This is a genomic window from Parasphingomonas halimpatiens (assembly GCF_036663795.1).
Classification (GTDB): domain Bacteria; phylum Pseudomonadota; class Alphaproteobacteria; order Sphingomonadales; family Sphingomonadaceae; genus Sphingomonas.
Genome location: NZ_JAXOJP010000003.1, coordinates 23,836 through 44,250, shown reverse-complemented (window position 1 = coordinate 44,250; position 20,415 = coordinate 23,836). Strand labels below are relative to the sequence as shown.

Annotated in this window: 17 protein-coding genes; 5 read left to right on the top strand and 12 right to left on the bottom strand. The window is 68.1% G+C overall.

Annotation, left to right across the window (positions count from 1 at the left end):
- Positions 1–46: 46 nt before the first annotated feature.
- The 11 genes from addA to U1839_RS04040 form a co-directional block, all read right to left on the bottom strand.
- Positions 47–3,478 carry a double-strand break repair helicase AddA gene (gene addA / locus U1839_RS04090; RefSeq protein WP_443030564.1) on the bottom strand — a complete coding sequence of 1,144 codons (3,432 nt, stop codon included), beginning with the start codon at positions 3,476–3,478 and terminating at the stop codon, positions 47–49.
- Positions 3,459–6,446: a double-strand break repair protein AddB gene (gene addB / locus U1839_RS04085; protein ID WP_332802399.1), complete on the bottom strand. Its 2,988-nt coding sequence runs from the start codon at positions 6,444–6,446 to the stop codon at positions 3,459–3,461. Before addB ends, addA begins: the two co-directional genes overlap by 20 nt.
- Complete coding sequence (locus U1839_RS04080) at positions 6,439–7,200, bottom strand: nucleotidyltransferase family protein (RefSeq protein WP_332802398.1); 762 nt, start codon at positions 7,198–7,200, stop codon at positions 6,439–6,441. The genes addB and U1839_RS04080 overlap by 8 nt, the downstream gene beginning before the upstream one ends.
- A complete protein-coding gene (locus U1839_RS04075; protein WP_332802616.1) occupies positions 7,197–8,162 on the bottom strand; it encodes an aminoglycoside phosphotransferase family protein in 966 nt (321 codons plus the stop codon). Before U1839_RS04075 ends, U1839_RS04080 begins: the two co-directional genes overlap by 4 nt.
- On the bottom strand, positions 8,159–8,602 hold the full coding sequence (tsaE, locus tag U1839_RS04070) for a tRNA (adenosine(37)-N6)-threonylcarbamoyltransferase complex ATPase subunit type 1 TsaE (protein WP_332802397.1): 444 nt from the start codon (positions 8,600–8,602) through the stop codon (positions 8,159–8,161). The genes U1839_RS04075 and tsaE overlap by 4 nt, the downstream gene beginning before the upstream one ends.
- A complete protein-coding gene (locus U1839_RS04065; RefSeq protein ID WP_332802396.1) occupies positions 8,602–8,901 on the bottom strand; it encodes a CcdB family protein in 300 nt (99 codons plus the stop codon). The genes tsaE and U1839_RS04065 overlap by 1 nt, the downstream gene beginning before the upstream one ends.
- Positions 8,901–9,155, bottom strand: a complete 255-nt coding sequence (locus U1839_RS04060; protein WP_332802395.1) for a type II toxin-antitoxin system CcdA family antitoxin — start codon at positions 9,153–9,155, stop codon at positions 8,901–8,903. The genes U1839_RS04065 and U1839_RS04060 overlap by 1 nt, the downstream gene beginning before the upstream one ends.
- 42 nt (positions 9,156–9,197) lie before the next feature.
- Positions 9,198–11,534 carry a sensor histidine kinase gene (locus U1839_RS04055; RefSeq protein WP_332802394.1) on the bottom strand — a complete coding sequence of 779 codons (2,337 nt, stop codon included), beginning with the start codon at positions 11,532–11,534 and terminating at the stop codon, positions 9,198–9,200.
- Between the two features lie 197 nt (positions 11,535–11,731).
- Positions 11,732–13,150 (bottom strand): adenosylhomocysteinase, encoded by a 1,419-nt coding sequence (gene ahcY, locus U1839_RS04050; RefSeq protein WP_332802393.1) that lies wholly within the window; start codon positions 13,148–13,150, stop codon positions 11,732–11,734.
- 260 nt (positions 13,151–13,410) lie between these two features.
- Positions 13,411–14,358, bottom strand: a complete 948-nt coding sequence (locus tag U1839_RS04045; protein WP_332802392.1) for a hypothetical protein — start codon at positions 14,356–14,358, stop codon at positions 13,411–13,413.
- A 219-nt stretch (positions 14,359–14,577) separates the two neighbouring features.
- Positions 14,578–15,138, bottom strand: coding sequence for a YqgE/AlgH family protein (locus U1839_RS04040; protein ID WP_332802391.1), 561 nt, complete (start codon positions 15,136–15,138; stop codon positions 14,578–14,580).
- Between the two features lie 114 nt (positions 15,139–15,252).
- On the opposite strand from U1839_RS04040, the gene U1839_RS04035 reads away from it, so the two are divergent.
- From U1839_RS04035 to U1839_RS04025, 3 genes are all read left to right on the top strand, one after another.
- Entirely contained in the window at positions 15,253–15,735 is a 483-nt protein-coding gene (locus U1839_RS04035) for a peroxiredoxin (RefSeq protein ID WP_332802390.1), read from the top strand.
- Between the two features lie 71 nt (positions 15,736–15,806).
- Positions 15,807–16,046, top strand: coding sequence for a hypothetical protein (locus U1839_RS04030; protein ID WP_332802389.1), 240 nt, complete (start codon positions 15,807–15,809; stop codon positions 16,044–16,046).
- A 133-nt stretch (positions 16,047–16,179) separates the two neighbouring features.
- A complete protein-coding gene (locus U1839_RS04025; RefSeq protein ID WP_332802388.1) occupies positions 16,180–17,619 on the top strand; it encodes an AMP nucleosidase in 1,440 nt (479 codons plus the stop codon).
- A 9-nt stretch (positions 17,620–17,628) separates the two neighbouring features.
- Here the strand turns inward: U1839_RS04025 and U1839_RS04020 are convergent, their stop codons facing one another.
- Entirely contained in the window at positions 17,629–18,696 is a 1,068-nt protein-coding gene (locus U1839_RS04020) for a citrate synthase/methylcitrate synthase (protein WP_332802387.1), read from the bottom strand.
- A gap of 81 nt (positions 18,697–18,777) precedes the next feature.
- On the opposite strand from U1839_RS04020, the gene U1839_RS04015 reads away from it, so the two are divergent.
- The gene (locus tag U1839_RS04015; protein WP_332802386.1) at positions 18,778–19,887 is read left to right on the top strand and encodes a citrate synthase; all 1,110 of its coding nucleotides are present in this window, start codon (positions 18,778–18,780) and stop codon (positions 19,885–19,887) included.
- 115 nt (positions 19,888–20,002) lie between these two features.
- Positions 20,003–20,320, top strand: coding sequence for a hypothetical protein (locus tag U1839_RS04010; protein ID WP_332802385.1), 318 nt, complete (start codon positions 20,003–20,005; stop codon positions 20,318–20,320).
- The last annotated feature ends 95 nt before the right edge of the window (positions 20,321–20,415 follow it).

Here is a 20,415-nt window from a genome sequence, read left to right as displayed (position 1 = left end):
AAATCTCCTGTGTCGGGGTTCAATCTAGGGAGGCGGTAACGCCGGCTCAACCCGGCATGTCGAAGCTTTGCTGTTCGGGCACGAAGCCGGGCTTGTGCGCGTCGAGCAGAGCGTCGGATAGCGTGAACAGGGTCGGGCCGCTCGTGTAGAGCAATATGGGGGTGATTGCGCGTCCCGGGAAGATCGCTGCGAGCGCGGCGCGGTACGCCGCCATCTGCCGCACATGATAGACCGGCACGTCATCGAGCGTCGGCGGCACCGCGCGGCCGGTCTTGAAATCGACCAATGCGACATGGTCGGGGCCGACGACCAAGCGATCGACCGTGCCCGATACCACGACGCCGCCCTCGACCACTGCGGCGATCGGCGCCTCGGCCAGCGCGTCGGGGCCGAACAGATCGGCGAGGCGCGGGTCGTCGAGAATGGCGAGGACGGTGGCGACGATATCATCGCGCATGGCCGCGTCGGTTACGCCGCCAGCCTGCGCCAGCCAGCGATCGGCCGCCGCGCGCCGCGCCCCGGGTGCGATCGCCGGCAGTCGCTCGAACAGCGCGTGGATCAGCCGCCCGCGCTCGGCGGCGGCGCGCATCGCCGGAGTGGGCGGCGGATCGGCAACGGCGTCGTCACCCAGCGACGACGGCGCGAGCGGGCGCGGCGGGCGCGCCTCGACCGGGGCCGACGCGCGCGACCAGGCGGGTGGCGGCGGGAGCGGCTCGACCGGGCGCGCGTCGCGCGGTCGGGCGACGATCGCAGCGGCGGGCCGAGCGCCACGAAACACCTTCACTCCGGCATCGTCGGGCGCCGCGCCGAGCGCGGCCATTGCCTGATCGGCGACAGCATACCAGCTCGCTGCCGGCGCCTCGCCCTGCGCCATCGGGCCGAGCGAACCGGCGACCACCAGCCGCTCCTCGGCGCGGGTCGCCGCGACGTAGAACAGCCGCCAATGCTCCTCCAGTTCGCGCGCCGCGGTCTCGGCCGCCAGCGTCTCTAGCGCCGCGCCACGCTCGGCGGCGCGCGGCGCGAAAATGGGGATCTTGTGATCAAACCCCTCGGGTTGCCAGGCGAGCGTCGAGCGCGGCGAGCGCGTCGGGTCGACGCCGGCGTCGGCGAGGATGACGAGCGGTGCCTGCAATCCCTTGGCGCCATGCGCGGTCATCACGCGCACCGCGTCGAGCGGCGCCGATGGGTCGCGCTTGATCTCGACGTCGCCGCGATCGAACCAGTCGAGAAAGCGCTGCAGCGACGGCGTGCCGAGCGATTCGAACTGCAAGGCCGCACCGAGCAGTTCCTCGATCGGGTCGCGCGCTTCCTGCCCCAACCGGTGGAGCAGCTTGCGCCGGCCATCGAGTTTGCCCGACAGCAATTCCTCGAGAAACTGATAGGGCGTGGCGATGTCGGCGCGGGCGAGCATCGCGCGGAGCGGCGCCAGCGCCGCATCGTCCTGACTGCGCTGGAGATGCTGCCACAGGCCGAGCGAACCACGCGGCGCGGCCGCCATCAGCCGCTCCTGGCTCCAGCCGAGCAGCGGCGACACCAGCAGCGATGCCAGCGACAGATCGTCCTCGGGCTGAAGCACGAAGCGGATCGCCGCAAGCAGATCCTGCACCCCCAGCGGCGCGTTGAGCCGCAGCCGATCGACCCCAGCCACCGGCACGCCTTCCGCATAGAGCCGCGCGACGACCAGCGAGGCGAGATCGCCGCGCCGCTTGACCAGGATCATCACGTCCTCGGGGCGCAACGGCCGGCCCTTGCTTTCGAGCATCAGGCCCTGGTCGAGCCACAGCCGGATCGCGCGTGCGATTTTGGTGGCGAGTGCGCGCGTCGCGTCGGGCACCCAGCTTTCCGGATCCTCCTCGCTGCCGCCCTCGACGACCAGCGGCCACAGGGTCACCGTACCCGGACCCTTGACCTCGCTGGCATGCGGCTCGCGCATCGCCATCAGGCCGAGGCCGGGTTCGGGCAGCAGGTCGAGCGCGGCGTCGACGAATTCGAGCACCGGCAGCGTCGAGCGGAAGGAATGCGTCAGCGACAGCCGGCTGAACGGCGGCCCTTCGTCGAGCGCACGGGCAAGGCCGCCGAAATGCGCTTCGGCCGCGGCGAAGAATTCGGGCGCAGTGCCCTGGAAGCCGAAAATCGCCTGTTTGAAGTCGCCGACGGTGAACAGCGTCCGCGCCCGCTCGTCATGCGAGCCGAGCCCGGCGAAGAATTCGTCGGCGAGCGAACGTACGATCGCCCATTGGCTGGGGTTGGTGTCCTGCGCCTCGTCGATCAGGATATGCTCGGTGCTCTGGTCGAGCTTGTAGCGCACCCACTCGCCCATCCCCGGCTGGCCGAGCAGTGCGAGCGTCGCGCGGATCAGATCGTCGAAATCGACCGCGCCCAACCGGTGCTTGGCGCGGTCATAACTCGCGGCATAATCGCGCCCGACGTCGAGCGCGGCGGCAAGCAAATCGGCATAGGCTGCACGAGTGCGCAGCGCGAGCAGACCGGCGCAATAGTCGTACAACCCTGTCGCCAGAGCGGGATAGTCGTCGACCTGCGGTGCCTGGCCCTTGCCGAAGGAACGCATGTCGCCATCGGCCTTGGCCCATATCTTGTGCAGTTCGTGGAGCGTCGCCGCGCGTCCCGCCGCATCTCGCTCCAGCCAGGCGGAGATCAGGCCCGAGCGCTCGATGCCGCCCTTGGTGCCCCAGCTGGCGTTCATCCCGCCGATCGCATCGAGCGCCTCATGATCGAACGCCGCATCGTCGCACGCCGTAACGATCGCCTGCTCGACATCGCCGGACGGCAGATCGAGCGCGCGGCGGATGAACGGGCCGATACCATCGCCGAGCGGCAGTGCAGCCATTGCCTCGGGCGCCCGCGCACAGGCGAGCAGGAAATTCTCGGCGCCCTGCTCGCCGAGCCGCACGCTGAGCTTGCCGATAGCCTCGACCGGCCGCTCGCGTCCCTCGCGATCGGCGTCGAGCAGCAGGTCCGCGAGCGCCTCGCGCGCCATTACCGCCTCCTCGCGCGTCTCGATCGGGCGGAAGCCGGGGACCAGCCCGGCCTCGACCGGAAAGGCCGAAAGCAAGCTCTGGCAGAAGCCATGGATCGTCTGGATGCGGATGCCCCCGCCGGGTGCGTCGAGCACCTTGGCGAAGAGCGTGCGCGCGCGGGCAACGAGCGCGTCGTCTGGCACCTCGTCGAGCGCGGCGAGATCGCGGAACAGCTCGGTCTCGGGCATGCGCACCCAGGCGGCGAGCCGCTGGCTGACGCGCGCCGACATTTCGGCCGCGCCGGCCTTGGTGAAGGTCAGGCAGAGGATCGCGCCGGGATCGACCCCGCCGAGCAGCAGGCGGAACACACGCGCGGCGAGGACCTGGGTCTTGCCGGTGCCGGCCGAGGCCGACAACCAGACATGGCCGTGCGGCGCGCTGGCCAGGCCCTGCTGCCCGGTCAGCCGCGGCAGGGCGCCGCTAGCGCCGCTCACGGCCATACCATTCGTCGCGCCGCATCAGCTGGTCATATTCGGCATAGGGCGCGAAATCGGGGTGCAGTTTGGCGGTGAATGGCTCGTCGCCGGTCAGCCACAGCTCGATCGCGGCGACGAGATGCGCCGCGGCACGCGCGGTGAAGTCTTCGGGCAGGTCCTTGCCCCCCTTCCCCGCCGGGTCGACCGGCGAGGTGACATAACCGAAGCGATCCTGCTGCTTGCCGAGCGACCAATATTCGAACAAGCGCGCCGCGCCGGCGATGCCGTCATAACCGCCACGCTCGGCGATCAGGCCGAGCAGGCCCAACTGCAGGCTGAACCCGGCACGCAGCGCGGCGGCGCTCGGCGGCATGCCGGTCTTATAGTCGATCACCGCCAGCGTGCCGTCGGGCATCCGGTCGATGCGATCGAACTTGCCGGTCAGCGTGACCCCGGCAATGTCGATCCGCCCGTCGCGCTCGACCGCGAGGACATTGCGCCCGCTCGCCGCCTGTTCGGCGATCCGCGTCGCGATCCAGTCGATCGCCTCGATCAGCCGCGGCTGCCACAGCGCGCGCATCATCGGGTGGGTGCGCTCGTCGCGCAGCATCGCCAGCGCGCGCGGCCGCAGCTTCTCGGGTGCGCAGTCATCGGTACGCGCCCATTCTTCGAGGATCGCATGCACCGCCGTGCCGCGCCACGCCGCGCTCGGGTCGGCATCGACCGGATCGAGCGGCATCAGCCGGAGGATGCGGCGCGCGTAGAAGGCATAGGGGTCGGCCTTGAGGCGATCGACATCGGTGACGGCGATGCGCTTCGGGCGCAGTTCGGCCGGCGGCACCGGCGCGGGGCGCTCGACCGGCTCGGGCGCGCCGGGATCGTCGAGTGCGCGCGTCCAGTGTTCGAGCGCGGTGGCGCGCTCGAAGCGCTCGCCGGCGAGCGCTTGCAGACGCAGCCAGAAGCGCGAGGCGAGCGCTGGCTGGGTCGCGTCGCGGCGTGCGCGGGTGATCAGCGCGCGCGGCGCACCGAGCGCGCCGGCCAGGTCATGCGCCGCGATCCCGACGCGGCGATCTAGCCCGGGCAGGCCAAGCTCGCTGCGGATACGCGGCGCGAGCCACGGATCGGGCACCGGCTTGCCCGGCCACACGCCCTCGTTGAGGCCACCGAGAATCATCAGGTCGGCGGTTTGCAATCGCGCCTCGATCAGGCCGTAAATGGCGAGCCGCGGATGTCCGCCCTGCGGTGGCCGCACCGCCTGCTCGTCCATCAGCGTGCGCAACAGGCCGGGCAAGCTCGCCGGATCGATGGTGGGCGGGCCATGGGCGGCATCGGCCTCGAGGCCCGACAGCAACATCGCCGCCGCGCGACCGGCCGGCCCGCCCCATAGCGCATCGCCGCACAGCGCCTGCGCCGCCTCGCGCAGCGCGGCGACCAGCGTGGCGAGATCCTGCTCACCGGCATCGAACACCGCCTCGATCGGCGCCAGCAGCGCGCGCGCTTCGGTCCACCACGAAGCGGCACGCGCGCGAAGGTCGCGTTCGCGCTCGGGCGGATGGGCGAGATGATCGTCGATCCCCGCCAGCCCGGCCGCCGGTCGCGGACCACGCAACGCACGATCCAGCGCACGCACCCCATCGAGCCATGCCAGCCGCGGCGCGCCGAAGCGGACCAGCGGGTGCTTGAGCAGCGTCAGCAACGCGAGCGGCGCGAAACGCTGCGTCGCCGCTTCGGCGAGCGCGGTCAGCAAGGTGCCCGACGGCAACAGCGACAGCGGGCGGCCGGCGGAATCGTCGATTTCGATCCCCCAGCGCGCGCAGTGTGCCGCGACGCGCCGCGCCAGCGCGCGATCCGGGGTGACCAGCGCGGCGGTACGCCCTTCGGTCTCCAGCGCCTCGCGCAGCGCCAGCGCAATGGCCTGTGCTTCCTCGGCCGGCGTCGCCAGCTCGGCAGCGGTGATCCCGCTCAGCCGCCGCTGGTCGGCGTCGAGTGTGGTCCATTTGCCGGTGAAATCGGCCGGCGCGAAGGCATTGGCGATGGCGCGCCCGCGCGCGATCGTCGCGTCATGGCCGCCACCCTCACGCCACACCTCGAACTCGCCGCGATTGACCCCCATGCGATCGAGCAGCAGCTTGAGATGGAATTGCGGGTGCGTCTCGATCGACGGACGCCGGCGACCCGTCGCCGGGTCGGGGGCATGCGGCCCGAGCGATTGCCATTCGCGCTCATCCATCTCGGTCGCGAGGCCGGCGAGCACGACCATGCCATCGGGCAGTTCCGACACGCAGCGCAGCAGCCGTGCCACGGCAGGTGCGGAGTCGGTGATGCCCGCCGCACAGACAAAGCCGGCCGGCGACCGCACCCGCCAGCTCCTGGCCGCACGATCGAGCAGCAGGCCACGCCGCGCGGCGCCATCGACCATGCCGAGACACGCAAGCTCGGCCGGCCAGCGCTCGATGACCGCACTGAAGAGCGCAAGCGAACGATGCCAGTGCGTCGACAGTTCCTCGGCGAGCTCGATCGCCTTTAGTCGCGACGGTGCGACATCCTCGACCAGCAACTGGTCGAGCGTGCGCGCCAGTTCGCCGGCAAGCCTAACCGCCTCGGCCGCGTCGACGGGCTGGGCGGTGCGGCGCCGTTCCTCGCTCACCAGCCGCGCGAGGATCAGGCGTCGCCGCAACGGATCGATCGCCGGCGCCACCGGTGCAGCATCATCGGCGGGGTCGAGCATGGCGCCGCCCGCCTCGTCGAAGCTGGGATCGCCGATCGCGACGAGGCGCGGCAACAACAGGCCTCCGCCGCTTGCCCGCACGAAAGCATCGGTCACCGCACGCTTGGCGCGGTTGTTGGGCAGCAAGATCAGCCCGCGCGCAAGGCCAAGCGGATCGGCACCGAAGCGCCGGATCAGCCCTGCCGCAAGCGCATCGGCAAAGGCCCGATGAACCGGGATGGTGTAGAGCGCGGGCCGGGTGCGGCCATGATCGCGCTCATCCATCGGCGATCAGGGCCTCGGTCGCTGCAATCGCCTGGGGTGTGCCAACGTCGAACCACAGCCCCTGATGGACCAGGCCATAGGCGCGCCCGGCGGCAATCGCGCGCTCCCAGAACAGCATCGTGGAGAACGGGCCCTCGGGCCAGTCGGCGATGAGTCGCGGCGAGAGGATCTGGACGCCGGTGTAGACGAACGGCGCGACGCGGCCCGGCTTGCGTCGGCCGGTGATGCGGCCGTCGGCGGCAAGATGAAAATCGCCCTGCCCGCCATGGTTGTGCGCGCGCGCCAGCGGCACCATCAGCAACAGCGCGTCCATCTTGGCGTCGTCCCATTGCGCGGCGAGCATGCGGATCGCGTCGGTCGGGCCATCGATCCACAGATTGTCGCTGTTGACGACAAGGAACGGCTTGTCGCCGATCAGCGCGCGCGCCTGGACCAGCCCCCCGCCCGTCTCCATCAGCTTGCCGCGCTCGTCCGATATGACGATCTCGATCCCCGACACGCGGTTCTTGAGATGCGCTTCGAGCGCGTCGGCCAGATAATGGACATTGACCACGGCGCGCTTGATCCCGGCCGAGCGCAGGCGCCCGAACACATGGTCGAGCAGAGTCCGCCCCGCCACCTCGACCAGCGGCTTGGGCCGGGTTGCGGTAAGCGGGCGCATGCGCTTGCCCAACCCCGCGGCCATCACCATCGCGGTTTCCGGCACCGCACCGCGCGCGGCCGGCCGGATCGAAAGCGTGCGCTTGGCGCTCATGCTGCGGCAATCACCATCGGGTCGCCGCGTTTGTCGGCCGGGATCGTCGCATCGAACCACGCTGCGACCGGTGCCAGCGCGGGATGCGCGAGATCGCGGTCGAGATAACGCCAGACGCGCGGGCAGAGCGTCGGGTAGCGCGGCTTGCCGTCGCGCTGCCACAGCCGCGTGAAGATGCCGATGATCTTGGCGTTCCGCTGCGCGCCGAGCACATGATAGGCGCGGTCGAAATCGGGCTCGGCCGTCGCTCGCGCGCAATAATAATCGAGCATCGTCGTTTCGAGTGCCGGCGATACGTCGCGGCGCGCATCCTGCAGCAGCGAGACCAGGTCGTAGGCGGCATGCCCGGCCAGCGCATCCTGGAAGTCGAGCAGGCCGAGCCCATTGGCGGTGAGCATTAGATTCTCGGCGTGATAGTCGCGCAGCACCGTGACAGGCCGCGACGGCAGCGCGAGATCGAACACCGCGTCCCACGCCGCATGATAACTCGCCAGGTCCGCCTCGATGCCGATCGCCGGGCAATACCATTCGACCAGCAGGTCGGCCTCGCGGCGCAGCACGGCATGATCATAGGGCGCGGCCGCCACCGCGTCCTCGGCGTGCAGCGCGATCAGGATGTCGATCGCCGTCTCGTACAACATCGTCTCGCGCGCCGGATCGGCATCGACCGCCTCGCGCATCCGGTCGTCGCCGAAATCCTCGAGCAGCACGAGGCCCTGGGCGAGATCGATGCCGTGGATCTTCGGCGCGGCAAAACCCCGCTCGCACAGCCATTCGGCGATCGCGATGAACGGGCGCGGATCCTCGTGCGGCGGCGGCGCGTCCATCAGAACGGCGCGGCGCTCGCCGTCGACGATGCGGAAATAGCGGCGAAACGACGCATCGCCGGCGAGCGGCAGGATGGTTGCCCCGCCCCAGCCATGGCCCGCGAGGAAAGCGACCGCTCCGGCCGGGGGAATCATATCTGGCGCCATCGCGCTTCCCAAGCCGGGGGCACCTGCGCTGTCAAGGCGCGCGCACCATCGGGCAGCATCGCCAGGGTCAGGGCCAGGGCGTCGGGCCAGTGCCCGGGGGCATGTTCGGGCCACTCGATCACCGTCACCGAATCGCTACGCGCCTCGTCAAGGCCAAGTTCCTCGAGCTCGGCCGGATCGTCGATGCGATAGAGATCGACATGCAGCACCGGAATCCGCACCTCGGGCGGATCATAGGGCTGGACGATCGCAAAGCTCGGGCTCGGCGCCTCGCCAGTCAGTCCCAACGCCGCCAACAGGCCGCGCGCGATGCTCGTCTTGCCGGCGCCGAGCGGGCCGGAGAGCGTGATGACGTCACCCGGAACGACGCACGCCGCCAGCGCCGCACCGAACGCCTCGCTCGCGGCAGGATCAGCGAGCCGGCGCATCAATAGCCCGTCAGCAACATGTCGAGCGCGTTCATGATCGTCGCCTGCTCATGCGCCAACGACACGACATGTCGCCCCAGCGCACGGACGGGGACAGCGGCGGCGGATTGCGTCACCATGACAAGGCGGACGCTGTCGATTTCGAAGAAGGGGTTTAGCCGACCGAACGGGTTCGCCAGGAACCCCAGCGGCATCAGCGGCACGACGAAGCGACTGTCGAGGCTCGACAACAGATCGGCCTGGCAATCGAGCAACAGCGCCTCGCCGGTGCCCGGCCGATAGACATCGAACCGTGCCATCAGAACAGCCGATAACGCTCCAGCGGCAAGCCATGTTCGGCGATATAGGCGTTCCAATCCTCGATCGCGGCTTGATTTTCCTCCAGCCAGCGCGCGCCCTTCTCGGCGCGAATACGTTCACGCAGCGCTTCCTCGCACACACGCGATACGTTGATATCCAACGCCTTTGCCTCGTCGATCAGCGTTGAATCGATCGACAGATTGATCGCGCGCCGGAAAGGAACGCTTGTTTCACCGACACGGGAACGAGACATGACCGCACTCCTTATGCGCAGACAATATGCGCACTTGCTGGATCAGGCAAGCGGCCGGCGAGGGAGATCGACGGTCACGAAGGTCCCTTCGCCGGGTTCGGAAACGAGCTCGATCGTGCCGCCATGCGCCTCGACGAATTGCCGAGCGAGCGGCAGCCCCAATCCCAGCGCGCGCTCACCGTCGCGCGTGATGCCGGGCTCGGCAAAGCGGTCGAACGCGCGGCTCACCTCACCGACGCTCATCCCGGCGCCGTCATCGGAGACAACAATCCGCGCCGCGGCGGCCGTACCGTCGCCATGCAACAGCACGCGCCCGCCCTCGGCGGCACCGGCAATGGCGTGACGTAACAGATGTTCGATCACCTGGCGCAATCGCTTGGCATCGCCGCGCACGGTGCCGATCGATGGCTGAATATCGATCGCAAAGTCGATCTTCTTGCGCTTCGCCGCCGAAGCCAACGCATCGGCGGCGGCGCGCGCGACGGCATCGAGATCGACGTCGAGCTTTTCGAGCACGGGCGTGCGGCCGTCATGTTGCGTCAGGTCGAGCACCTCATCGACCAGGATTCCGAGTCGCTCGACCGAATCGAGGATCGCGGTGACATAGGCGTCGCCGTCCTTGCTCAGCTTGCCGGCATAACCTTCGCTCAGCATCTCGGCGAAGCCGCTGATCGAGGTCAGCGGGGTGCGCAGCTCATAACTCATATTGGCGACGAAGGCGGTCTTGACCTGGTCGGCCGCCACCAGCGCTTCGTTGCGATCGCGCAGCGCATGTTCGATCCGGCGGCTGTCCGAGACGTCGAGCATCGTGAACAGCCCGTTGCCGTCGGGGAGCGGCACTGCGGCGAGATCGAAATGGCGCCCATCGGCAAACGCCGCGCTGCCGCCGCGGCCCTGTCGCTCGACGGTCGCGGCGCGCACGAGATCACTGATCAGGCTCGCTCTTCCCGGTTTTACCAGTCGCGACGAGACCGCGGTTACCAGTGCGTCGACGCGCGGATGCCCGGCGAGGAATTCCTCGTCGAGGCCCCACACCGTGCGGAATTTGTTGTTCCACAGCTGCAGCCGCCCGTCGGCCGCGAACACGCCGATTGCCTCGGCAAGATTTTCGAGCGTCGCAGTGCGCACGCGCAGCAGCGTGTCGCGCGCGCTCGCCAGCTGGACCTGTTCGGTACGGTCCTCGAAGATCAGCAGCAGGCCGCCATCGGGCAGCGGCTGCGCCACGACGCGCAGATGCACGCCGCCCGGCAGATGCCAGTTCTCCTCGATCGCCCCGCCGGCGGCGAGGAACCAGTCGCGTCGTTCGGCCTTCCAGCCGGGGAAGTCGCGCACCTCGGGCAGGCGGTTGGTTTCACGCATCCGTTCGAGCACGCGATCGAACTCGGGCCGGTCGGCCAGCCATTCGCTCTTCATCGCGAACAGCCGGCGGAACGGCTGGTTGCAGAAGGTCAAGGCACGATCGGGCGCGAACTGCACGACGCCGGCCGAGAGCCGGTCGAGCATCGCACGCTGCGCATCGCCGAAGCGCTTGATCCAGGCACGCGCCTGTTCGAGATCCTCGATATCGACCGCAAAGCCGGCAACGCCGCCCGTCGGCATCGGCACGTCATATACGCGAAGCATGCGGCGCTCGCCCTTGATCGTCGCCGGCATGGCCTGCATCTGTAGCGTGCCGCTGTCGCGCGCGAGCATCGCGCTGGCCAGCGGCCCGCCGATCCCCGATCCCTCGACCAGTTCCAATCCGCGGCGAATCACATCCTCGGCATCGGCACCATCGACCGCATCGACATAGCGGCTGTTGACCATGGCGAGACGCATGTCGTCGCCGCGATACCACATCGGCAGCGGCGTCGCCTCGATCAGCCCGCTCAACACGTCGAAGGCGTGATGCGCCTCGGCAACGTCCGCCTTCAGTTTCGCGATCTCGGCTTCGCTCTCGCTCGCGTCGAACCACCACAGCACGACGCCGCCCGGCGCCTGCACATCGCGCGGCGCACGCTGCCCCTTTATCATCAGCGCGCGCGCGGAGCCCTGAACGCGGACGGCGCGCGAAAAGGCGCGGCCGGATTTCTGCGCGGCGGCAATGTCGGCGGACAAGGCGGTGAGCGCGTCCTTCGCCAGGCCGGTCGTCTCACCGGCAAGATCGTCGAGATAGGTCGGCGTGGCGGTGAGGCCGAGCCAATCCGACAGTCGGGCCGGCAATTCCAGCCGGCCATCGGCGCGCACGACCATGGCCAGCGCGGGCGCCCCCGCGAGGAGGGCGGCCATGCGCCCATTCTCGGCCAGGGCGCTGGCCGCTGCGCGCCGGGCGCCGACCCCAAGGTATAGCAACCACATACCGCCACCGATCAGCAGCGCCACGGCGACCCCGGCGATCATGATCGACGGGAGCGAGCTAGGCGGCATAGCGATCGGCGCTGTTGCGCATCTTGCTCGGTTGGCACGCCATCATCCGCTGATCCTTAGGCTATCCAGGCGACCTTGGGGAAGCGCACTCGACACGAAAAAGGGCCCGACCAATTGGCCGGGCCCCTTCATGCGTCGCCGAGGCGCCGGCTGACCGGCGCACGCCACGATCAATAGCGGTAATGGTCGGGCTTGAACGGTCCTGCGACCGGCACGCCGATATAACCGGCCTGCTTCGGGGTGAGCTGCGACAGCTTCACGCCGAGCTTTTCGAGGTGCAGCGCCGCGACCTTCTCGTCGAGATGCTTGGGCAGGACATAGACCTCGTTCTTGTACTGCTCGCTCTTGGTCCACAGCTCGATCTGCGCCAGCGTCTGGTTGGTGAAGCTGGCCGACATCACGAACGACGGGTGACCGGTCGCGCAGCCGAGATTGACCAGCCGGCCCTTGGCGAGGACGATGATCTGCTTGCCGTCGGGGAACTCGACCAGGTCGGTGCCCGGCTTCACTTCGGTCCACTTGTAGTTCGACAGTGCCGCGATCTGGATCTCGCTGTCGAAATGGCCGATGTTGCAGACGATCGACATCGGCTTCATCGCCTTCATGTGATCGGCGGTGATGACGTCGGCATTGCCCGTGGCGGTCACGAAGATGTCGGCGCGGGTCACCGCTTCCTCCATCGTCACGACCTCGAAGCCCTCCATCGCCGCCTGCAACGCGCAGATCGGGTCGACCTCGGTGACCATCACGCGCGCGCCGCCATTGCGCAGCGACTGTGCCGAGCCCTTGCCGACATCGCCGAAGCCGGCGACGCAGGCGACCTTGCCGGCGAGCATCACGTCGGTCGCGCGACGGATCGCGTCGACCAGCGATTCCTTGCAGCCATAGAGATTGTCGAACTTCGACTTGGTCACGCTGTCGTTGACGTTGATCGCCGGGAACGGCAGCTCGCCCTTCTTGGCGATCTCGTACAGGCGGTGCACGCCGGTGGTGGTCTCTTCCGACACGCCCTTCAAATTCCTGACCGTCTCGGTCAGGTAACCCGGCTTCTTGGCGACGAACGCCTTCAGCGCGCGCTGGAACTCGACTTCCTCTTCATTCTCGGGCTCGCCCAGCGTGTGGCCGGCCTCGAGCTTGGCGCCCCACAGCGCGAACATCGTCGCGTCGCCGCCATCGTCGAGGATGATGTTGGCGGTCTGGCCTTCGATCTCGCTGTCCCAGCTGAAGATGTCGCCGACATAGTCCCAATAGTCCGCCAGGCTCTCGCCCTTGATCGCGAACACCGGCACGCCGGTCGCGGCGATCGCGGCGGCGGCATGGTCCTGGGTCGAGAAGATGTTGCAGGTCGCCCAGCGCACATCGGCGCCCAGCGCGGTCAGCGTCTCGATCAACACCGCGGTCTGGATCGTCATGTGCAGCGAGCCGGTGATGCGCGCGCCCTTGAGCGGCTGCGACGGGCCGAACTCGCTACGCAAGCTCATCAGGCCCGGCATCTCGGTTTCGGCGATGTTGATCTCCGCCCGGCCGAAGTCGGCGAGGCCGATATCGGCAATGACATAGTCGGTCGGACGGTCGAGAACGCTGGCCACGGGAATCTCCGGATATAAGGTAAGTTGGGCGCCACATAGGCGCAGCGCCTCCCCAAATCAAATATAACGATATCTTTATATGTTTGAAACGCAACGGCTGCCGCATTGGCCGTCCGGGCACGCGCTCGCACATCTCGCGCAACGGACCGAGCGATAAGAAAATGCTTTCGACGCGCCTTGTCGCCGATCACCCGACACCGCAGCGCAGAAGGCGCGCCACGCGACGCGCTGAGCCGGACCGAATGCCCACTGCAGGGCTGCTACCAGCCGGTCCCGACGATTTCCTCGTACAGCGCGCCGCAGCGCGTCCGCAGTTCGGCTTCCTCCTCGGGCGAAATTCTGCCCCGCCAGGAATCCGCCATCGCCGACGAGTCGCGTACCAGCGCGTGGACTGTGTTGCCGTCCGGCTCGACGATCGCGCCCTGCGTCGCCTGCGCCACCGCGCGGCGCATCGCGCTGCTATAATCGATGTGCAGCGCAGCCATGACGCGCTCCATCTCGCTGTCCGGGGCACGGCAGAAATGCTCGTGCGACCAGAAGGCGGTCGCGCCGGGGAACCGGCGATAGGTCTCGAGCGCATGGGCATTGACCACCGACCAGAACAGCCCGGCGCGGGCCGCGGCGGTGGTCGCCGCATCGCGAGTCGCAGCATCGATCACGCCCTGCGCGACCATGTCGTCGAGCGGCAGCGCCTCGTGCCAGCCAACCCGCCGCAGCGACGCGAAAAACGCCGCCGGATGCTTGATCGTGAAGACGACCTGGATACCGTGCCGGTCGATCAGATACTGGCTCGACAGCGACATGAACGGGCATTTGAACACCAGTCGACGGGGGCGAAACAAGCGCGCAGCGGCAAATTCGCGCGCCGCGCGCGTACCCTTGAGCCAGCGCCCGAAACGGTTGTGGTCGACAGGGGGACGACGGAAACGAACGCCATCGGCGGCGAGAAAGCGGTCGATCACCGCGTGCCACTGGGCATCAGCCACATCGCCCGCGATAAAGCTGTAGGTTGCGTCCTCGATCCCGAACACCGGGTTGAACGGCTCGAAGATCTGCCGACTACGCGAATCCGCGGTCAGGAAACTTCCCAACAGCGTCGTGCCGCTGCGATGCGTGCCGCAAACGGCGATGCGCCGGTCGGCGCCGAGACCACGCGAGTCGCCAAGTCGCGCTATCAGGCGATCGACGGGCCGGGTCTGGAGGAACACGGGTCAATCCTAGGCTGGGGTATCGCAACCTACCATCGCTGCCTGACAAGTCGATGATAAATTTGTAACAAAATGCGCGCAAAATGTGTGCAAGGGCCATGTTTTCCCGCAAGAGGCCGTCACATCGCCATGGAATGACGATGAAATATGCCGGCAATATCATGAACAATCTGTCATGTTGCAGCACGCGACGCAGATTTTGGAGAGCTGAACCGCCGCTCAGGCGTGGCCGGCCGCGCTTGCCAGCATTGCAGGATCGATGCCCGCCGAGATGAACCCACCATGCCACCGTGCACTGACATCGACATCATAAAGCAAGCCGAGGTCGCCCGGCACGTTGAACCAGCCGTGACGAGTCATTTCCTCGTCGAGTTGGCCCTCGCCCCACCCAGCATAGCCCAGCGCGACCAGCCAGCGACGCGGGCCGGTGCCGTCCGCCAGCGCCTTGAGGATATCGATCGTCCCGGAAAGCGCCCAGCGCCCGGCGACATCGATCGTGTCCTGCCCGCTCCAGTCGGGCGAGTGCAAAACGAAGCCACGCCGCGAATCGACGGGTCCGCCGAAATGGATCGGCGCGTTGGGCGACACGCCGGGCGCGATCTCGAACTGCTCGAGCAGATCGTGCAGCCCGAGCCCCTCGATCGTCGCGCCGATGCCGATGCCGATCGCCCCCTGCGGGTCATGCGCGCAGACCGCGATGACCGCGCGATCGAAGCGCGGATCGCCGATGCCGGGCATGGCGAGCAGGAACTGTCCTGTCAGGAAGGGGGCGGAATCCATCGCCCGCCAGCATAATGCTTCGGACGCATACCGCCATGCTTGAAATCCGCCGCCAGTGTTGCGACGTACGCTCCCGACCGCCGCGCCACTGCGGCCCAACAGGAGAGTTCCCCCATGACCATCGGCGTTGGCGATCGCGTGCCCAGCCTAACCCTCACCAAGGTCGGCGAGAGCGGACCCGAGCAGGTCAGCTCTGACGAATATTTCAAGGGCCGCAAGGTCGCGCTCTTTTCGGTGCCGGGCGCCTTCACCCCGACCTGCTCGGCGCGCCACCTGCCCGGCTATGTCGACAAGGCCGACGAGCTCAAGGCCAAGGGCGTCGACGAGATCGCCTGCACCGCGGTCAACGACGCCTTCGTCATGGGCGCGTGGAGCAAGAGCGCGGGCGCCGGCAGCGCGGTGACGATGCTCGCCGACGGCAATGGCGATTTCGCCGAAGCGGTCGGCCTGACGATGGACGGATCGAAGTTCGGACTTGGCAAGCGCGGCCAACGCTATTCGATGCTGATCAACGACGGCGTGGTCGAGCAGCTCAATGTCGAGGCACCAGGCGAGTTCAATGTAAGTTCGGCCGAGCATCTGATCGGCGAACTCTAGGCTTTCACGGTCGCGGCGCGTGCGCGGTCATGTTATGACCGCGCACGCGTGGGGCACCAACGATCAGGAGAATGGCAGTGAGCGACACGGATAGCGACAAGCCGACGGCAGAGCATGAAAAGTCGTTCCTCGAGCGCGCCCAGGAGGCAATCGAGGACGCCGTCGAATCGACCGTCGATGCGGTCAAGGAACATCCGCTGGCCGCCGCGGCGATCGCGGCCGGTGCGGCAGCGGCGGTAGCCGGCGCTGCCTATGGCGCGAGCAAGCTGCTCGACAATGACGATGAGGCCGACGGCACGGCCAAGGATTGAACCGTTGCTTCGCGCCGAGCTTGCCACGCCCTCCCGGCGGGCAGGCCCGGGGCGAACGACGCAAGGTTCGCGGCGAACTGCGACCGCCGCCCTATTGCTTGCCAGACGGTCGTTACGGCATTAGCCGTCACCGATGACAGTAGCATCCGACATCGTCGCCGAACTCGATCGGCTCTATCGCGCTTCGGTCGCGCGCCTGCAGACCGCGCTGACCGCCTATATCACCAATGGCACCGTGCCCGATCCGGCGATGCGCCGCGACGGCAGCTTCGCCTATCCCGAAATTCACCTGACCTATAAGGGTGGCGACAGCCGGCCGGCGCCGATGCGCTCGTTCGGGCGCCTCGTCACCGAGGGCAATTACCGCATCAGCGTGACCAAGCCGGCGCTGTTCGCCGACTATCTCACCGAGCAGTTGACCTTCCTGATCGAGGACTATGACGTCACCGTCGCTGCGGTCCCGGGGCGGCAGGAAATCCCCTTTCCCTATGTCATCGATCCCGGCCGTGCGCTGAGCCTCGACGAAATCTCGGCGGTCGATCTGGCGCGGCATTTCCCCGCCGCCGAGCTGTCCCACATCGGCGACGAAATCGCCGACGGGCTCTATGCGGTCAGCGACGATATCTATCCGCTCGCACTGTTCGACGGGTTGCGCACCGATTTCTCGCTCGCCCGGCTGCGCCATTACACCGGCACCCCGCCCGAACATGTCCAGCGCTATGTGCTGTTCACCAACTATCACCGCTATGTCGACGAATTCGTCCGCTGGGCGTGCGGCCAGCTTGGCGAAGGCAGCCGCTTCACCGGCGTGTCGGGCGCCGGCGGCGTGATGATCCGCGCCGGCGACGATGTCGAGGCGGTGCTCGCCGACACCAGCGCTTGGCGCCGCCACCAGATGCCGGCCTATCACCTGATGGCCGCCGACGGCACCGGCATTACGCTGGTCAACATCGGCGTCGGCCCGTCCAACGCCAAGACGATCTGCGACCATCTCGCGGTGATGCGTCCCGAAGCCTGGATCATGATCGGCCATTGCGGCGGCCTGCGCCCGAGCCAGCGCATCGGCGACTATGTCCTTGCCCATGCCTATCTGCGCGACGACCATGTGCTCGACGATGTGCTTCCGCCCGAAATCCCCGTGCCGGCGATCGCCGAGGTGCAGCAGGCGCTGGCCCGCGCCGCCGCGACCGTGTCGGGCCAGAGCGGCGACGAACTGAAGCGCCGGCTGCGCACGGGCACGATCGTCACCACCGACGATCGCAACTGGGAATTGCGCTATTCGAAATCGGCGCTGCGCTTCTCGCTCAGCCGTGCCGCGGGCATCGACATGGAATCGGCGACGATCGCCGCGCAGGGTTATCGCTTCCGGGTGCCCTATGGCACGCTGCTGTGCGTCTCGGACAAGCCGCTGCACGGCGAGCTCAAGCTGCCCGGCCAGGCCAACCGCTTCTACGAGCGCGCGATCAACGAGCATATGCGCATCGGCATCGAAACCTGCGAGGAACTGCGCCGCGAAGGCGCCAAGCTCCACAGCCGCAAACTCCGCGCGTTCAACGAGCCGCCCTTCCGGTAAGCGGCTCGGCTAAGCGGCATGGTCGTCGGTCGGGGCGATGTAGCGTGACTGCGGGCGGATCAGCCGCCCGGTGAGCGCCTGCTCGCGCGCATGGGCGATCCACCCGGCGGTGCGCCCCATGGCGAAAACGCCGGTGAAGACGTCCGACGGGAAGCCGACCGCTTCCAGTAGCAGCGCGGTGTAGAATTCGACATTGGTTTCGAGCACCCGCTCGGGCTTGTGCTGACGCAAGATGTCGAGCGCGCTGGCCTCGACCTGTTCGGCAAAGCGAAGCCGCTGGTTGCCGCCACCGAGCCTGCGCAGCGCACCCTTCAGCGCATCGGCGCGCGGATCGCGCGTGCGATAGATGCGGTGGCCGAACCCCATCAGCCGGTTGCCGTCGGCCACCGCGCGCGTGAGCCACGCGCGCGGATCGCCCGCTGTCGCGATCGCGTCGAGCATGTCGATCACAGGGCCGGGAGCACCGCCGTGCAATGGCCCCTTCAGCGCGCCGAGCCCGGCGAGCACCGCGGAGGTCAGGCCTGCCTGGGTCGAAGCGACGACACGAGCGGCGAAGGTCGATGCGTTCAGACCGTGGTCGCAAACGGTGACGAGATAGGCGTCGAGCGCTTCAGCGCCCCCGCCCCCGCCCAGCATCCGGACGATGTCGGCGGCGTGGCGCAGCGTCGGCTCGGGCCTGATCGGTGCCGCTCCCGACGGTTCGCGGATCAGCGCCGGGATCAGCACCGCGGGCGCGGCGATCAAGCGCAGCGCATCCTGCAGCGTCACGCCGTCGGAGAGTAGCGCGACGCCCGCGCGCATCGCGTCATAGGGCTGCATTTCGGCGCAATGGCCGATCAGCGGAGCGACGATGTCATAGACTTCTTCCCGAGCATGACCCAGCATGGTGGCCAGTCGATCGGGCGGCGGCAGATCGTCGAAAAAGCCCCCGAACAACAAGTGCACGACGTCTTCGAAACCGCGCTGACCGACCAGCGCGTCGAGCGGAAAGCCGCGAATGATCAAGCGCCCGCCAAGGCCATCGACGTCCGACAATACCGTCTCCGCCGCCACGACATCTTCGAGACCACCGCGCATATCGTCACTCCCTTGTTGACCATTGGCCCGCGAAATGCTCGCCTGCGTGACATTCATCAATCTTGATCAAGTGAATCAATCATGCAACAATGGCTGAGCCGCGAAGAAGCACTGGCGATGCTCGGCGTCCGTGCGCAGACGCTCTACGCCTATGTCAGTCGCCGACTGATCGAGCGGCGCACCGACCCGGACGATCCGCGACGCAGCCACTATCGCGGCGAAGACATTCTCGCGCTGACCAGCCGCCGCGCGCGCGGGCGGCGCCGCACGACGATCGCCGCCAGCGCCATGGCATGGGGCGAGCCGGTGATCCGGACCTCGATATCGACGGTGCGCCATGGTCGATTGATCTTTCGCGGCCGCGATGCGGGCGAGCTCGCCGAAACGGCGACGCTGGAAGAGGTCGCCGCGCAGTTGTGGCAGCAGTCCGACATGGCGCCCTTTCGAGAGGCGGAGGCTGCGCCTGACCCGTTCGTCGCCCTGGCAGCTCTCGTCGCGAAGGGCCGATCGATGCTGGGGCGGTCCCCTGCCCGCCTGGTGGGCGACGCAAACGAAGCGGTGGCGGTGCTGGCGGCCGCTTTCGGCGGCCAGGGCGATGGCCCGGTCCATGAGCGACTGGCGCGGGGATGGTCAGTCGATGCCCGGCACGGCGACCTGCTCCGTCGTGTGCTGGTGCTGCTCGCCGACCATGAGTTGAACCCCTCGACCTTCGCGACGCGCGTCGCGGCCTCGACCGGCGCGTCGCTTCCGGCCAGCCTGCTCGCCGGCCTCGCCACGCTATCGGGTCCGCGCCACGGTGGTGCCGGGGCAACGCTGGCGGCGTTGCTCGCCGAAACCGCCGCGATCGGCACCGAGGCGGCGGTCATGCGCTGGCTTGCTGCGGGTCACCCGTTGCCGGGATTTGGCCACCCGCTCTACCCCCATGGCGACCCGCGCTGTGCCGCGCTGTTGGCCCATGTCACGCTCGATCCGGCGCTGGAAGAGCTGCGCAACGTGGTCGTCGATGCAACCGACGCGGCGCCGAATATCGACTTTGCGGTGCTGGCGATCACCCGCGCCGCGGCGTTGCCGCCGGATGCCGCCTTTCGCCTGTTCGCGGTCGCGCGATCGGTTGGCTGGGCCGCCCATGCGATGGAGCAGGCGGCCAGCGGTGGGGTCATCCGCCCACGCGCAATATACGATCCGGCATAGCGGAGAAAAGCTGCAGCTACGCTCTTCCGGTCTGTCGTGGCGCGCCGAATGACCCGACGGACACGCCGCGCCATTCGTGCGTTACGCGTGTTCCAGATCATCAAGGAGTACGACGATGGCAACCACCCGCAAGTCCAGCAGCAAGACAGACAAGCCGGCAACCGCAACCGCAGCGCGCCGCGCGACGACACCACGCCGCACGCGCAAGGCACCGACCAAATCGTCGAGCCATTGGGGCACTGCGGCGATCGTCGGCGGCGTGGCCGCCGTCGGTGCCGTCGCGACCGCCGCGCTGTTCATGCTGCGCGGCAATAGCTGGAGCGACATCGAAGAGCTGCTGTTCGACCGCGAAACTGCGCACCAGGCCGATGGCACCGATTCGTCAGCGTCATTCGATGCCCGGATCGCCGATGAAGGCACAATCCCCGGCTGAACGATCTTGTCGAGCGGGTCGCGCTGCGGCGCGGCCCGCTCTGCCGCGCTCGTCATGGTACAGCCGGCCCGAGTCCCGTCGTCCTCGCCCGCACC